This is a genomic window from Paenibacillus sp. FSL L8-0708 (assembly GCF_038009325.1).
GTDB lineage: Bacteria > Bacillota > Bacilli > Paenibacillales > Paenibacillaceae > Paenibacillus_AQ > Paenibacillus_AQ odorifer.
Genome location: NZ_JBBPBC010000001.1, coordinates 2,900,431 through 2,915,149, shown reverse-complemented (window position 1 = coordinate 2,915,149; position 14,719 = coordinate 2,900,431). Strand labels below are relative to the sequence as shown.

Genomic DNA, 14,719 nt, shown 5'->3' with positions numbered 1-14,719 from the left:
ATGGAGAGCAAACTATGAATGTACTGCTTGTTGATGATGACTTTTATGTTATTGCCGCATTGCAAAAGAAAATAGATTGGGAATCACTCCACATTGATACCGTTTATACGGCTAATAATGTCGCTCAAGCACGTGAAATAATAGAAAAGCATTCTGTTCAAATTCTGATTTCAGATATTGAAATGCCGCAGGGCAGCGGACTGGAATTACTGGCATGGATTCGCGAGGGAAATTATAGTATTCAGACTATTCTTCTTACCAATTATGCAGATTTCAACTATGCGCAGAAAGCAATCGAATTGCAGAGCTTTGAATATTTCCTCAAACCCATTGAATTTGACAAGCTGATGTTGATCATCCAAAAGGCGGTCACCCAAGCAAAAGAGCAGCAAAAAAACGAAAAAGCCATTCAGGGCGGTTACTTTTGGCAAAAAAATCAGGCGAAGATTCTTGAGCATTTTTGGCGGAAGCTAGTCAGTGGCAGTACATCATTTCCGATTAAGTTGGCAGACATCACACATGCCATTGAAGAACAAAACCTCTCCTATCAAATGAGCGATACTCTACAGCCTTTGATATTTAACTTATTCCCTTACAATGGCAGCATGGGAAAAGAAGAAAAGGATCTGTTTGATTTTGCCCTGCTAAATGTATTGTACGAATTGTTTCAGCACCCTTGTTTTACCATCGAAAGCATTCTGGAATATAGAGATTATAACTGGATCGCCATTTTAAAATGGAACCAGGCACCAGACACGCAACGGCTTGAAGCATTATGTTCTTCTTTTATTCAAAAGGCGAATCCTTATTTAAAATGTGATGTCTGCTGCAATATTGGCTTATACGATAAACTGAGTAATGTAGGGAATGTTCTAAAACAATCCCTGACTATGGATGAAGAAATTACGAGATGCAGAAATCAGACCTTTTTGGTGGAGGCTTATCTGCAGCAAAATAAACCGGGCTATACACCACCGGATCTTGCCTATTTGGAAGAGCTGCTGAACCAGAATAAATTCACTGCTTTTCTTGAAGAAGTTACACAATATTTAAAGGTCATGCTTAACAATAGAACACTTGAGACCTCTGTCCTTAGCTTGTTCCGTTTAGATGTAGTTCAGCTAGTCTATTCATTTCTCAATCTGAAAGGGATACGATCGCACAAATTATACTCTGGCAAAACTAATGATAAATTATCTATGCACTCTTTGGATTCAATCGAGGATATGGAAGAATATCTTAAATACCTTGTCACTACAGCCATGAAATATCGTGACTTTGCTGCCCAGCCTAAGTCCGTCGCAGAAGAAATCAAACAATACATTCATTCACATTACGGCGATGATCTGACCCGAAATGATTTGGCTGAAATTGTTTATCTCAATCCTGATTACCTGGCGAGGATATTCAAACGAGAAACTGGGGTTTCATTAGGAAGCTACGTCATCCACGTCCGAATCGCTGCTGCGAAACATCTATTAGAAACCACAAATATGTCTGTATATACCGTCGCGAACAAAGTCGGCTATAGCAACTACTCCTATTTCTCCAAGCTTTTCAAACAAGAAGTAGGTCTCCCTCCAAACGATTATAAAAAGGAACAACAATACAATCCAGCTTACTAAAAGAGGGTAACCCGGCATCTAGTTCATGGATGCTGGGTTACCCTCTTTGGGATATCTTCTGAATATTAATTACTGTCTACCTTTACTCCTACGCTGCTGATAATGATCCACCTACGAGCTTACTCTTGCGCCCAGTAATCATACGCCACGCCTGTACTCCTACACTGCCGGAGTCATTTACGCCGAGCTTACTCTTACACACAGTAATCATCCGCAATGCCTTTACTCCTTCGCTACCGGGAATCTTACACCCCTGACCTTACTCTTACATCCAGTAACCATTCGCCCCAGGTGCTTTCGGACCCAGATGACGCTATTTGCTCATTTATCGCCTTTTGAGCACAGTTTCGGACTCCAGTGCAGCTATTCCTGAGATATTGCTCCAAATCGAGTGTGTTTCTGGTCAATAGCGACTATGCGGTCCGTTAGAATTCCAAATGTGCCATATAGCAGCGTTTAAGGTCGGCTGAGTCCGATAGCTACTTCGTACGCGGAAATTTGGAGCTAATCAGCGAAGCTTGACGGGGATCAAGGGAACAGCACAACTCCGCCAGTAACTATCCGCTTCACTCTCTCCCTTCTGATGCTTCCGGACTCAGATGACGCTATTTGCTCATTTATCGCCTTTTGAGCACAGTTTCGGACTCCAGTGCAACTATTCCTGAGATATTGCTCCAAATCGAGTGTGTTTCAGGTCAATAGCGACTATGCGGTCCGTTAGAATTCCAAATGTGCCATATAGCAGCTTTTAAGGTCAGCTGGGTCCGATAACTACTTCCTACGCGGAAATCTGGACCCAATCAGCGAAGCTTGCCGGGGATCACGGGAAGGTTCCCCACTGCCAGTAATCTTGCAAGCTCCAAAAAACGCATTAATGCCCCAGCAGTCATAATCAGAACGGCTGGGGCATCTCTTTTACTAAATTAAACCTGGAGCGCTACATATTTATCGCCAAGCAGATTTTTGAAATAGGTGCGATTGTATAACATACTAGGATGGGATGGATAAAAACTCAACGCCGTTTCATTGTGATGATTCGCCTTCTCGTATTGGCCGAGACGATCATAACAAAGTGCCAGTTGAAGATGCGGCAGCCAGGTATAAAAGATTCCATTCTTCATCCCCATCGAATCGTTATCCCGCGGTAGCTGAATCGCTAGCTCATACCAGTATGCGGCTGGATGCAACTGGCCTTTTTCCAGCAGAAGTGCCCCCAGTCGGCAACAGAACTCTGACCGTGGTTTATCATACTGCAAGGTTTTACATAACGCTTCAAATGCACCGTCTTTATCCCCCAGCCGTTCCCGGCATTCGGCAAGCTTTAGGCAAGCCTGGAAATTATCTTCAATCCAGCCCTGCCCACCCGCTAAGAAAATCTCATAGTATTTGCAAGCCTCTTCATTAATAGCATGATCCCTTAATTCATTCGCATAATAATACTGGTCTCTCGGCGAAAATACTTCACCCAGTGCAACACGTTTTTGATAAATCCGTAAATTACGATCTGTGTATTCCTTATCTTTCTCATGTGTGATGCAGACATCACTACTAAAAGAAGGACCACTTACCTCTAAATACTCATGAACAGGCCCGATCCATTGAAAGTTGCAGCTGCGCCGAACCAGCCTGTTGCGGCGTAAACTAGCTGTGACATTTCCCGCTTCGTCAAAAGCCAGATTATATTGCATGTTCACACTGTGAATATGTCCTGGCAGGATTTCTTTTAGTTTTTTAAAAAGAATCTGATCCTCTTCCTTTATATAATCATCCGCATCAAGCCACAAAATGTACTCCTGAGTAGCTTTGCTAAAGGCAAAATTACGTGCGGCACTAAAATTATCAATCCATTCAAAATCATAAATTACAGCTCCGAAGGACAACGCAATCTCTTTCGTTTTATCCGTCGAGCCTGTATCCACGATAACAATTTCATCTACGAGACTTGCAATGGTAGACAAACATCTATGCAAGCTTTTTTCTTCATTTCGTACTATCATACATAAACTAATCGTAACCATACTCGCCCTCCTACACGCTTTGTTTGAAATTCTTTCTATATTGATATGCAGGGTTTAAGAAACGGACTCCCTCTCTATCCCGCCCGATCATGAAGAACTTCAGAAATATAAAGGTTATGTAAGAAACTTTCCATTCCATTCTTAGGTCTATATAAGTAAGATCAAAGGAGGTACAACATATATGAAATCCAAACGAAGAGGTGTTAGAAACGGCTGGATCTTAACTTCAATATTGTGCGTCGTAATTGTACTAGTGCTGCTGATTGGATATAAAGGGCTCGACTGGGGTACACCTACCACACCACCCACATCCACCAACGCACAAACTAATAATGAAGCAGATAACAAACCCAGCTCCACACAAGAAATGCTCGAATTTCCTAGCAGTGATCCCGATAATGGGCAGGTCATCATTCCACTGCACACTACGCTCGCGCAGCTAAATATTGATAGTGGTGACGAATATGTAAATACAGAAATCCCCCCCATACCTGAAATGACCTTTTCTTTATCTCAAGACATGAAAAACCAAGTAGAAGCAACGCTGGTCTACCGTCCTGATATCGGTGGAGGTTATCTTCTACTCGCTCCTGCCGGATGGCAGGCTACCGCGGTTGTCGGCGCTAACGGTTCTTATGGAGTTACCTTTCAGGATCCGAACCATCCGGAACAAAACATGAACTATTCAGATACGGCTTGGACTTGCACAGGCTGTGCCATCACTGCAATCGGAGCCTATTTCCCGGAAAAAGCCGAATGGGCTGACGCGCTGGGATTTACCATTAATAATCCACTTAAGTTTAGCGAACAGCATATTTTAGGTACTGCCGGAGCTGAAGCAAGAACGGTCAGATATACGCTTCAAGCAGACGCGAATGGTTATCAGGATGAGGGTGCTGCCTATTACGATAAGGGAGAATGGGGTTATTTATTCCGCAGTACCGGAATACATCAAGCTCAAACATCCCCACAGCAGGAAGTAGTGGAGACCCTCATGAAGTTCTTTACAGATAATCATGGACCGCTCTTCATTGCTGACCCAAACGCAGAGAAGCTGGACTAAGGGTGGGAATTTTTAGAGGAAGGTATTTTCAACCTTGCTCTTGCTTTTAGAAAGACGTAGGTGCTATTTTTTGTTATAATCAATGCAATGCGTTGTTTATAAATTCAGACATATATAAAGGGGACGTAACCATGACTCAAATTATTAAAACTCTAACTATTGCAGGCAGCGACTCCAGTGGTGGCGCAGGCATCCAAGCGGATCTAAAAACATTTGAAGAGTATGGTACCTACGGCTTTAGTGCCTTGACCACTATCGTTACTATGGACCCGGACAACGGCTGGCACCATAATGTTTATCCAATTGATGCCTCCATTGTTGCTGAGCAGTTAAAAACTATTTTCGCTGGTGGCCCGGTTAATGCCATGAAGACAGGTATGCTTGGAAGTGTTGAAATTGTGCGCGTTGCAGAGCAAGCGATCAAAGAAAATCTTCAGACTAATGTAGTTATTGATCCAGTTATGGTGTGCAAGGGTGAAGATGAAGTCTTGAACCCTGACAGCGCTGAGGCTATTCGTGACTTATTGCTACCACTAGCAACTGTGGTCACCCCAAACTTGTTTGAAGCAGGTGTTCTTTCAGGTCTTGGCAAACTTACTACCCTTGAGGAAATGAAAGAAGCTGCCCGTCTGATTCATAAGCTCGGTGCACGTAATGTCGTGGTTAAAGGCGGCAAAGCACTCGGCGGCGATCAAGCGATTGATATCTTCTTCGACGGTTCTGAGTACACTGTATTCCAAACAGCCAAAATCGAACCCGCTCACAATCATGGAGCTGGATGTACTTTTGCCGCAGCAATTACAGGCGGTCTAGCTAATGGCTTAACGGTTCATGAAGCTGTTGCAAAAGCTAAAGATTTTGTCTCCGCAGCCATTCGTAATGGATTTGCGTTTAATGAATATGTGGGTCCTGTATTTCACGGTGGTTACCGTTTAGAACGTTAGAACTCGCAATCCAATTACACAAAAAATAAATGGCAGTCCAGACGCTGAACTTCAGCTTTGGACTGCCATTTTTATTTACTATTATTGAAAATCCGTAAATTCAAAACTATGCTTACCGAACATTGATTTTTTATACGATTATTTTCATAAAAAAAGCACCCGAATCAAGATTCGAGTGCTTCTGAGCTACGTCCTCTAATTATTTTATCAGAATGGATAAAGCACTTTTTGATGCCAAACGGAAAGATAATTCATCCGCTCCCGGCAAGTTCAAAGCCACATTCTCAGCCTTTTCACTATCGTTGAACAGAACAACTGCAATAGAGTTATCTGTATTCTTAAAAGCTACGGAACGAATCACTTCTTGATTGGTGGAGGCGTCAATACGCACAGCCTTCGGACGAATAAATTTACTGAAATGGGCCAGCGCATAATAGTCGAGCGTATACGTAAGCTCCTTGGTCTCTTGGTTGACTGTCACAACACCACGACAAGTACTTTTGCCAAAACCCGGTACGGTTGGGCCGTTCTTTTCATCTAAGGCCATATTCCATAACACAAAGGATTTACTATGATTTCTAAGAATATCAATCCCTGTTCTCATTACATTGGAGAAGGCTTGTTCAAACGGAGGAATCCATTCTCCACCAGAACCTTCTGTAAAATGCACTTCTTTATCAGCAAAAGCTTTCAGAACCTCTGATTGCGCTGACGCATTGCCACCATACCAGTGCCAAGCTACACCATCTACTTCATCTTTTGCATAATCGAGCACGGTTAACGGATAATCTGGACGATCCCAGTTGTGGTCGTAGCAGAGAATTTTTGTAGCGATGTTATGCTTAACAAAGCTAGGCTTCAGGTAGTTTTTAATGAAATCTTTTTGCGCCTCAGGCAACATTAACATACTAGGGTAGTGTTTGGGTTCAAATAAAGGCTCGTTCTGTGGTGTTACAGCATAAGTTGGCAATCCGTGCCCTTCAAAAGCTTGAATATATCGAACAAAATAATCGGCATAAGCCTGATAATATTCTTGTTTAAGTTCTCCAGCAATCATCGATCCGCTAGTCTTCATCCAACCTGGTGCACTCCATGGAGAAGCCATCAGTTTGATCTCAGGGTTAATTTCCAGAGCTTGTTGCAACAAAGGGATAATGTCTGCTTCATCATGTGCGATAGAGAAGTGGGTTAATTCCGTATCCGTTTCCAGTGCAGGTCTATCGTCATAGCTATAAATATCTCTAGCATAATCCGATGCCCCCATTGGATTTCTTAATACGGACAAACCAATTCCATCTTGTGCGTCAAAAAGCTTGCTCATGACTTCCTTTTTCTGTTCGTTGTCCAGGACTTGATTAATCAAATAAGCGGATGAATCCGTAAAGGATGCTCCAAAGCCATCCATTTCCTGAAAGGTTTGATTCTCGTCAATAGTTACAGTAGTGGTCGCCTCTGCGTCAGCAATTGGAGTTAATTGTTGCAGACTTTGCTCTACAAACAATGTATTCTCCCCGGTGGATTGATAAATTTTAAGCTCTGGCATGTTGTTTCCCTCCATCTTTCTATGAAGAGGCCCCAGTGAAGGGGCCACATTCTATTATCTAACTTATTTAAGACCTAATTTTTCTTTGTTGTTTTTCATTTTTTCAGAACGAACTTCTACAATCTTTTCCCAGTTGTTATCATTCAAAAATGTTTTGTAAGCAGCTAAGGTGCTGTCGAATGTAGCATCGTCTTTAGCGCGGATCATACTTACAAGCGTAGTGTTCCAAGTAGTATCAATTGCAGTAAGACTGCGAGCTTCAGGCGTTCCTTGAGCCGGGTTAATATTTTCAAGAATAAAGTGTGGTTTTAGCTTTCCTTTGCCCCACTCTTGCATTTGTTTAATGGAATCTGCGAATGCGTCATTACTCAGCGCTTTATCACGGTCATGTCCAAAGAACATAAATTCGCCCATCCGGTAATCTTTTTTGAATTTATCGGCATTATTTAATTGCAGGTCTTTGATTTCAGGCAAGAATTCAATTTTACCGCTGTCGTTAACTTTATAGGTCTCTCCTTCAATACCGTAGTTCATGAGCTTTTGTCCTTCGTCGCTGAGCAAATAAGTGTAAATTTGAATCGCTTTTGCAGGATCCTTAGCCTTTTTAGTAACATAGCTAATCATCCAACCTGTAATTCCGGATTGATTCAACGTTGGTTCATGTCCAACAGTACTTTGTGGGCCATCAATAGCGATATATTCCTTGCCTGGATTTTCTGTCATGAAGATTTGCAGGTTACCACTTTGTTGAGGGGTTCCATCCAAAAGTATTGTTGCATATTTACCGGATTTCACTTTTTCTTCAAAGGCAGTACCGTCATCAGCAAAGCTGTCATCACTGATATCACCATTTCTGTAGACTTCATTTAACGTTTTCAACCAAGTCAAGTAATCCTCATCTAGGTTACGGTTGTAGAACTCGCCATTTTCAGTTTCCATCGGCACTCCGATGAAATCCTCCAATACATCTCCCAAAGAACCAGTGCCTGAACCAATGGAGTTAAAACCAAAAGGAATCATGTCCGGGAATTGTTTTTTGATTTGTTGCATAACGCTCTTGAATTCCTCAGGAGTTCCAAAGCTTGGTTTTCCAATGGCTTCGTAAACATCCTTACGGATGACAAAGGCTGTTTTAGCAGGGATGTTACCGCTATCATAATCGTTTTGCGTATTGGAATAGTTAGGGTATCCATAGGTCTTGCCATCAGCTAACTGGAACCAGTTCATCGTATCTTTTTCTGCAACTTTATTGAAATACGGATCATATTTATCTGCCAGATCATTTAAAGGCAATGCCCAGGTAGCAGCTTTTTGTACGACTGGAGAGTTGGAATCAAAAATAGTCAACAGGTCTGGCATTTCACCGCCGGCAAAAATCGTATTCAGCTTAGTGTCATCGCCTGTAATGAATTTAATGTTGATGTTTAAATCCTCTTTAATTTTCTTGGTGACAAGGTCTTTTCCGAAATCAGTATTCCACCAGTCTGCATTCACGTACCAAGTCAGATCTGTTGTCTCTTTTTTTGTATCCAGCTTCCATGCCGGTGTTTCCGGATCTATAGTATAACGGCCTTCAATGGAGCTTAACTCTTTACTGGAGCTGTCAGAATTACCTTTCGATCCACAACCTGTAAATACTAATACAACAGCCATAAGTGCCGTACAAAGTTTGAGTCCTTTTTTCCCAAATGCTTTGTTCATCTTTTGTTTCCCCCTAAAATGTTTTGTAAGCATTCACTACTTGGAGATTTACTTACTATTCCTTCACCGCCCCCATCATCATGCCTGAGATAAAGTACCTCTGTAATATTGGATACATCACAACAATCGGCAAAGTTGTAATGACAATTGTTGCTAGTTGAACCCCTTTAGTCGTAGTTTCGATAATCGCAGATCCACCAACATTTTGCATGGATTGTGTTTGCGACTGAACAATGATTTCATAGAGCTTCATCTGCAGCGGGTAGAGCGATTGATCGGTAATATATAACTTGGTAGTCATAAAGTCGTTCCACTGCCCAACCCCGTTAAATAACGCAATGGTGGCCATAGCCGGCATGGAAAGAGGGATAAAGATTTTCAGGAAAATGCGCCAGTCACCTGCACCATCAATTTTGGCTGACTCTTCAAGTGAATCCGGTACATTTCTGAAGAAGTTCATTAGAATAACTACATCATAATAACTGAACAAGGCCGGGATAATATAAACCCAGAAGCTGTTTAAGAGGCCTAATGATTTAATCAATAAATACGTAGGGATCATTCCACCAGAGAAAAACATAGTGATTACACCCATGGCAACATACAGCTTACGTCCACGTATGTATTTCTTACTCAAGCCATAACCGATCATGGCACAAAAGAATACGTGGGTAATGACACCAATGAATGTTTTGGCAAGCGATACTACGAATGCTAAACCAATGGTCTCATCTTGAAATACAGCACGATAATTTTCCAAAGAGAACTCTGGAGACCAAAATATGAATCCGCCTTCCGCAAGCGCCTTGCCCGAACTTAAAGAGGATATGACTACATTCCATAAAGGAACGACAATAATGATTGTACAAATACAGAGCAGGATAATATTTAAGGTATTAAAGATTCGACTATCGAGATCTTCTTTAGCCACCGTACGATTCACAGAAATGCCTCCTTCTACAGAACTGATTGATTATCATTTAATTTACTGGATACTTTGTTGGCGCTAATCAGTAGGATGACTGAAACGATGGAGACACCTAAACCAACAGCAGTAGCATAAGAGAAGTCACCTTGCGTCATACCCATACGATACACATAAGAATTAATGACCTCCGCCTTAACGCGGTTCTGAGAATTCATCAATACCAGGGTTTGGTCCAGATTTGATCCTAATAAACCGCTTACAGTGAGAATCAGATTTAAACTGATAATCGGTTTCATGTTAGGAAGCGTGATATTCCAAATTTGTCTCATACGGCTTGCGCCATCTATTTTGGCAGCCTCATAATAAGTAGGATCAATTTTCGACATAATGGCTAAGTAGAGAATCGTTCCCCAACCAGCCTCTTTCCAAATATCGGATAACGTTGCAATCCACCAGTATTTATTCGCATCAAGCAAAATATTTACCGGTTTCGAAATCAGTCCCAAACTGAGCATAATCTCATTAAACATACCGGATGAGGAAAACCAGGCAATCAGCATCCCGCCGAGAACGATCCAGGACAAAAAGTGTGGTAAATAAGAGATGGTTTGCACTATCTTTTTAAAGCGTCCACCACTTAATTCGTAAATCATAACGGATAAAATAATAGGAATAACAAACCCTATGGCTAATTTCAGAAAGCTGATCCCTAATGTATTGACTACAGCGTCCCAAAAATATTTATCAGATAAAATAATTCTGAAATTATCGAGCCCTACCCAAGGTGCAGAATCGAGCGTATCAATTACGGTGTAGCTTTTAAAAGCAATCGTCAATCCGTAGATCGGAATAAAACAAAAGATAATCATAAAAATAATTCCCGGGATGACCATGGATTGAATTTCCCATTGTCTCTTGTAATCAATTACAAATTCTTTGACCCTCTGCCCCATAGGCTTTTTCCCGCTCATTGGATTCTTTCCGTTTGTTGGCACTACGGCTAATTTATCCACTTTTTCTTCTCCCCTCCAAATCATGATCCCCAAACAATAAAAACGTTTTTATTTTTTTGAAAAAAAAACCCTCCCAAAACAACAAAATTATAAAAAATGATCGGGTGAAATCTTGAACCCATTACATATATGTGTTCTTACCGACCAATCTTTACTTGACTAGAACCTCTTACAACTAATTCACCCGCCAATTTCATCATCTCGCCCTGTTCCTTCTTCTGAATCATACGAACGAGGTGATTAATAGCCAAAATACCCTGTCTAGCAATTTGATTTCTTACAGTAGTTAAAGGCGGTGAGAAATATTGCGCAATATCAATATCATCAAACCCCATAACACTAACATCTAGCGGAACTTCGTATCCATGCGATTTCAAAGCTTGAATACATCCAATCGCACTCAAGTCGTTCCCTGCTAAGAAGGCATCAGGTATTTTATCAGGACTATAGTGAAGAAAAGATTTTATAGCGTTGTAGGTGCTTTCTTCTTCAAAATATCCTTGTATAATATACTCTTCATGCGTGGGTAGCTGATACTGACGCAAAGCAGCTAAGTATCCTTCTCTCCGCTGAACACTGTCGTACATCTCATCCACACCAGATATGTAAGCAATCTTTTTATGCCCTAGACTGATTAAATATTTGGTCGCTTCAAACCCCGCTTCAAAAGAATCAAATATCACGCTTCCCATCGTGTCGTTCTTAAGCGGCCGATCCAAAAATACAGCCTTGATCTTGTCTTTCACCATTGCGGCAATTTCTTCTTCGTCTATTCTCAGCTCCTCGTAAATAATGACACCATCCACTCGCCGGCCTAGAATATTGCTCATAATCACTTGTTTATCCTTGGTAACAAATACATTCAGCCCGTAACCTAGCCGGTCACATTCACGCGACATGGACTCAACAAGCTTATAGAAGTATGGACCCGACACACTTGTTGTGAAAAAACCCAGCATTTTGGTTTTCCCATTCCTAAGGAGCTTACCGTTCAGGTTAGGAACATAATTTAATCGCTTCGCAACCTTAAGAACATGTGATTTCGTCTCCGGGTTCAATACATCTACGTCATTTAGCGCGTTGGAAACCGTAGAAATGGAGACTCCAGCCTCTCTGGCAACATCTTTGATCGTTACCTTTTCCATAATGATTCAATCTTCCTTTACGAATAAAAACGTTTTTATAGATTTAAATTAACATAAAAACGTTTTCATTACAATATATTTTTATTTTTATTTTATCAGAGGTAATAATTGGTACACAAGCTTAAATTTTCTACAGAATCTTATAAAACACCTCTTCTGCAAACTCGAAATCATTCATAATACACTCTAAACATAATGTCTTGCTCGTAATTCCCAAATCCACGGCCATATATGGTTAGTCCGCCTCTTCTCCGTCCGCTATTCTCTGCCGTTAAACGAAAGGTCCACTGATCCTGCTCTACTCGTACATCCTCCAAGGTAATATCTGAGATTTGCTGCCCATCCACAAAGGTTCCACCTGCATTAATCCGCAGAACCTTCAGCAAACCATATTGGTTAACATCCGAACGCCACCAAATGGGATTTAATCGTCCTCTAGTGAGGCCAAAGTCGCCCGGACTGGTCCATTTTCCTAAATCCTGTCCATTCATCATAAAGCCAATATCCGACGGCCACTTCTCATTTACATGTGGAGCTTCGGAACCTATTTCCAGCGAAATCTCAATCTCCTGCACCACTTGATCTTGAAATAGATAATTTGGAATCTTGTACTCGATAGAACCTTTCGCAAACCATACAATGCCGGCATTCACCCGTTCCGGGTCCAGAAAATAACGTGGATCATCATAATAGCCGATCAGCTTCTCAGTAGTAGCAATCCCGCAGGTAGGTAAAGCCTGGATATCGGTATATTGCCCTACAGGGATAGACACTTCAACCACCTTTCTGGCAACTCCGCGGGAGCCCGATAATTTAATCTGCAGATAATTCGCAGACAAAGAACAATATTTATAGGTCCCTCCATTTACTCGTCTCATTTTAGAACTGATCAGGCCTGCTTTTTGCAGCTTTGCTACATGAGTACTGACAATTGCACTACTAAGATAGAGCTCCGCTGCCAGCTCTTTGATGTGCATCTCTCTGCGGTCCAGAATTTCAATAATTCGCAGCCTAACTTCACTTGCCAGCGCTTCATACACCTGCAAGGATTCAGAATCTGTGGTTAAGTACATTTCAACGTCTCCTATGCTTATTGAATTAGTATTTTAACGAATCCTAAATTAATTCATTGCTTATTATAAGCTAAAATCAGTATGATGTAATCATAAAACAATTACTTAATTAGTGAAAACATTAATTCAACTAGAGGGAGCTGTACACTCATGCCGATTAAATCGACAATGATTATTGACAAAGATTTCAGACTAGCTGAAGTAGACCCGCGGATCTACGGCTCATTTATCGAACATTTAGGAAGAGCAGTTTACGGTGGCATTTATGACCCGGGTCACCCTACTGCGGATCAGAATGGTTTTCGGAACGATGCCATCGAAGCTATTCGTGCCCTAAACGTTCCTATCATCCGTTATCCTGGAGGAAACTTTGTATCCGGTTACAATTGGGAAGATGGGGTTGGACCCAAGCATGAACGCAAGCAATCTCTTGAACTAGCTTGGTGGACCACAGAAACCAATCAAGTGGGTACCAACGAATTTGCAGATTGGGCTAAGCTCGTAGGCAGCGAAGTTATGATGGCAGTTAACCTTGGAACACGCGGTATCGATGCAGCTAGAAATCTAGTAGAGTACTGCAATCATCCTTCCGGCTCCTACTACAGTGACCTGCGGATCTCTCATGGGTATAAAGAGCCTCACGCTTTTAAGACCTGGTGCCTCGGAAATGAAATGGATGGTCCGTGGCAGATTGGAGCTAAAACCGCGGTCGAATATGGCCGGTTAGCGAACGAAACTGCAAAAGCTATGCGCTGGGTCGATCCAACGCTTGAGCTTGTGGCTTGTGGCAGCTCCGGCAGCGGCATGGACACTTTTGCCGAGTGGGAAGCTACCGTGCTTGATCTTTCTTATGATAATGTAGATTATTTATCACTGCATACGTACTACAATAACAACAATGACGATACGCCTAATTTCCTAGCCCGCTCCATGGATTTGGATCATTTCATCAGCAGTGTGGCTGCCACCTGTGATTATGTTCAAGCGAAGAAAAAGAGCAAAAAGAAAATTAATCTGTCGCTCGATGAATGGAATGTATGGAAATCACAAGGCAGCAGCCGTGCCGAACAACATTGGCAGATCGCACCGCCAGAATTCGAAGATGTGTACACACTTGAAGATGCACTTGTTGTGGGCTGCTGTCTTATTTCATTATTGAAGCATGCTGATCGTGTGAAAATGGCCTGCTTAGCGCAGCTGATCAATGTAATCGCCCCAATTATGACTGAAAATGGCGGACCGCTTTGGCTGCAGACTACTTATTATCCGTACCTGCATGCTTCCCTTTATGGTCGTGGAACCGTACTTCACCCGCTGATTTCCAGCCCTAAATACGATTCCAAAGATTTCACTGATGTGCCTTACTTGGAAGCCATTAGTGTATACAACGAGGAGCTGAATGAAGTAACCGTCTTCGCTGTAAACCGCCATTTATCCGAAGGACTAGAGCTCGACGTGGATCTGCGTAGCTTCAGTTCCGTAAACATCATTGAGCATATTGTACTGGAACATGAAGATATTAAAGCTGTAAACACCAAATCCAATCCACATAACGTGATGCCTAGCCAAGGCAAAGCCGTTGTTGAGAGTGGACATGTAAAGGCCCTTCTCGCAAAAGCTTCCTGGAATGTGATTCGTCTGCGGGTGAACGGCTAAGTTAACTTGT

General features: G+C 41.9%; 12 protein-coding genes. 4 read left to right on the top strand and 8 right to left on the bottom strand.

What is annotated here, in order from left to right:
- Positions 1-14: 14 nt before the first annotated feature.
- Complete coding sequence (locus NYE58_RS13565; RefSeq protein WP_076193819.1) at positions 15-1,625, top strand: response regulator transcription factor; 1,611 nt, start codon at positions 15-17, stop codon at positions 1,623-1,625.
- 88 nt (positions 1,626-1,713) lie between these two features.
- On the opposite strand, the gene NYE58_RS13560 is transcribed toward NYE58_RS13565, so the two are convergent.
- A complete protein-coding gene (locus NYE58_RS13560; protein WP_256715861.1) occupies positions 1,714-1,842 on the bottom strand; it encodes a hypothetical protein in 129 nt (42 codons plus the stop codon).
- 706 nt (positions 1,843-2,548) lie between these two features.
- Complete coding sequence (locus NYE58_RS13555) at positions 2,549-3,622, bottom strand: glycosyltransferase (RefSeq protein WP_341002057.1); 1,074 nt, start codon at positions 3,620-3,622, stop codon at positions 2,549-2,551.
- A 202-nt stretch (positions 3,623-3,824) separates the two neighbouring features.
- On the opposite strand from NYE58_RS13555, the gene NYE58_RS13550 reads away from it, so the two are divergent.
- The gene (locus tag NYE58_RS13550) at positions 3,825-4,706 is read left to right on the top strand and encodes a DUF4850 domain-containing protein (protein ID WP_341002055.1); all 882 of its coding nucleotides are present in this window, start codon (positions 3,825-3,827) and stop codon (positions 4,704-4,706) included.
- Between the two features lie 131 nt (positions 4,707-4,837).
- Positions 4,838-5,650 (top strand): bifunctional hydroxymethylpyrimidine kinase/phosphomethylpyrimidine kinase, encoded by an 813-nt coding sequence (gene thiD, locus NYE58_RS13545; RefSeq protein ID WP_038570000.1) that lies wholly within the window; start codon positions 4,838-4,840, stop codon positions 5,648-5,650.
- 199 nt (positions 5,651-5,849) lie between these two features.
- Here the strand turns inward: thiD and NYE58_RS13540 are convergent, their stop codons facing one another.
- From NYE58_RS13540 to NYE58_RS13515, 6 genes are all read right to left on the bottom strand, one after another.
- Positions 5,850-7,193 carry a glycoside hydrolase family 30 protein gene (locus NYE58_RS13540; RefSeq protein ID WP_076277433.1) on the bottom strand — a complete coding sequence of 448 codons (1,344 nt, stop codon included), beginning with the start codon at positions 7,191-7,193 and terminating at the stop codon, positions 5,850-5,852.
- A gap of 63 nt (positions 7,194-7,256) precedes the next feature.
- Positions 7,257-8,894, bottom strand: coding sequence for a sugar ABC transporter substrate-binding protein (locus NYE58_RS13535; RefSeq protein WP_341002052.1), 1,638 nt, complete (start codon positions 8,892-8,894; stop codon positions 7,257-7,259).
- A gap of 55 nt (positions 8,895-8,949) precedes the next feature.
- On the bottom strand, positions 8,950-9,837 hold the full coding sequence (locus NYE58_RS13530; protein ID WP_036689738.1) for a carbohydrate ABC transporter permease: 888 nt from the start codon (positions 9,835-9,837) through the stop codon (positions 8,950-8,952).
- 14 nt (positions 9,838-9,851) lie between these two features.
- Positions 9,852-10,793 carry an ABC transporter permease gene (locus tag NYE58_RS13525; RefSeq protein ID WP_036689816.1) on the bottom strand — a complete coding sequence of 314 codons (942 nt, stop codon included), beginning with the start codon at positions 10,791-10,793 and terminating at the stop codon, positions 9,852-9,854.
- A 179-nt stretch (positions 10,794-10,972) separates the two neighbouring features.
- On the bottom strand, positions 10,973-11,980 hold the full coding sequence (locus NYE58_RS13520) for a LacI family DNA-binding transcriptional regulator (protein WP_036689737.1): 1,008 nt from the start codon (positions 11,978-11,980) through the stop codon (positions 10,973-10,975).
- A gap of 170 nt (positions 11,981-12,150) precedes the next feature.
- Positions 12,151-13,053 carry an ArsR/SmtB family transcription factor gene (locus NYE58_RS13515; RefSeq protein ID WP_076219818.1) on the bottom strand — a complete coding sequence of 301 codons (903 nt, stop codon included), beginning with the start codon at positions 13,051-13,053 and terminating at the stop codon, positions 12,151-12,153.
- A 150-nt stretch (positions 13,054-13,203) separates the two neighbouring features.
- Here NYE58_RS13515 and arfA point away from each other — a divergent pair, with 150 nt between their 5' ends.
- Complete coding sequence (gene arfA / locus NYE58_RS13510; protein WP_076187265.1) at positions 13,204-14,709, top strand: arabinosylfuranosidase ArfA; 1,506 nt, start codon at positions 13,204-13,206, stop codon at positions 14,707-14,709.
- The last annotated feature ends 10 nt before the right edge of the window (positions 14,710-14,719 follow it).

Bases quoted from the DNA above. Each gene is read 5' to 3' on its own strand.
- NYE58_RS13565 (WP_076193819.1), top strand. From the start codon at position 15: ATGAATGTACTGCTTGTTGATGATGACTTTTATGTTATTGCCGCATTG.
- NYE58_RS13555 (WP_341002057.1), bottom strand. From the start codon at position 3,622: ATGATAGTACGAAATGAAGAAAAAAGCTTGCATAGATGTTTGTCTACC.
- NYE58_RS13550 (WP_341002055.1), top strand. From the start codon at position 3,825: ATGAAATCCAAACGAAGAGGTGTTAGAAACGGCTGGATCTTAACTTCA.
- thiD (WP_038570000.1), top strand. From the start codon at position 4,838: ATGACTCAAATTATTAAAACTCTAACTATTGCAGGCAGCGACTCCAGT.
- NYE58_RS13540 (WP_076277433.1), bottom strand. From the start codon at position 7,193: ATGCCAGAGCTTAAAATTTATCAATCCACCGGGGAGAATACATTGTTT.
- NYE58_RS13535 (WP_341002052.1), bottom strand. From the start codon at position 8,894: ATGAACAAAGCATTTGGGAAAAAAGGACTCAAACTTTGTACGGCACTT.
- NYE58_RS13525 (WP_036689816.1), bottom strand. From the start codon at position 10,793: ATGAGCGGGAAAAAGCCTATGGGGCAGAGGGTCAAAGAATTTGTAATT.
- NYE58_RS13520 (WP_036689737.1), bottom strand. From the start codon at position 11,980: ATGGAAAAGGTAACGATCAAAGATGTTGCCAGAGAGGCTGGAGTCTCC.
- NYE58_RS13515 (WP_076219818.1), bottom strand. From the start codon at position 13,053: ATGTACTTAACCACAGATTCTGAATCCTTGCAGGTGTATGAAGCGCTG.
- arfA (WP_076187265.1), top strand. From the start codon at position 13,204: ATGCCGATTAAATCGACAATGATTATTGACAAAGATTTCAGACTAGCT.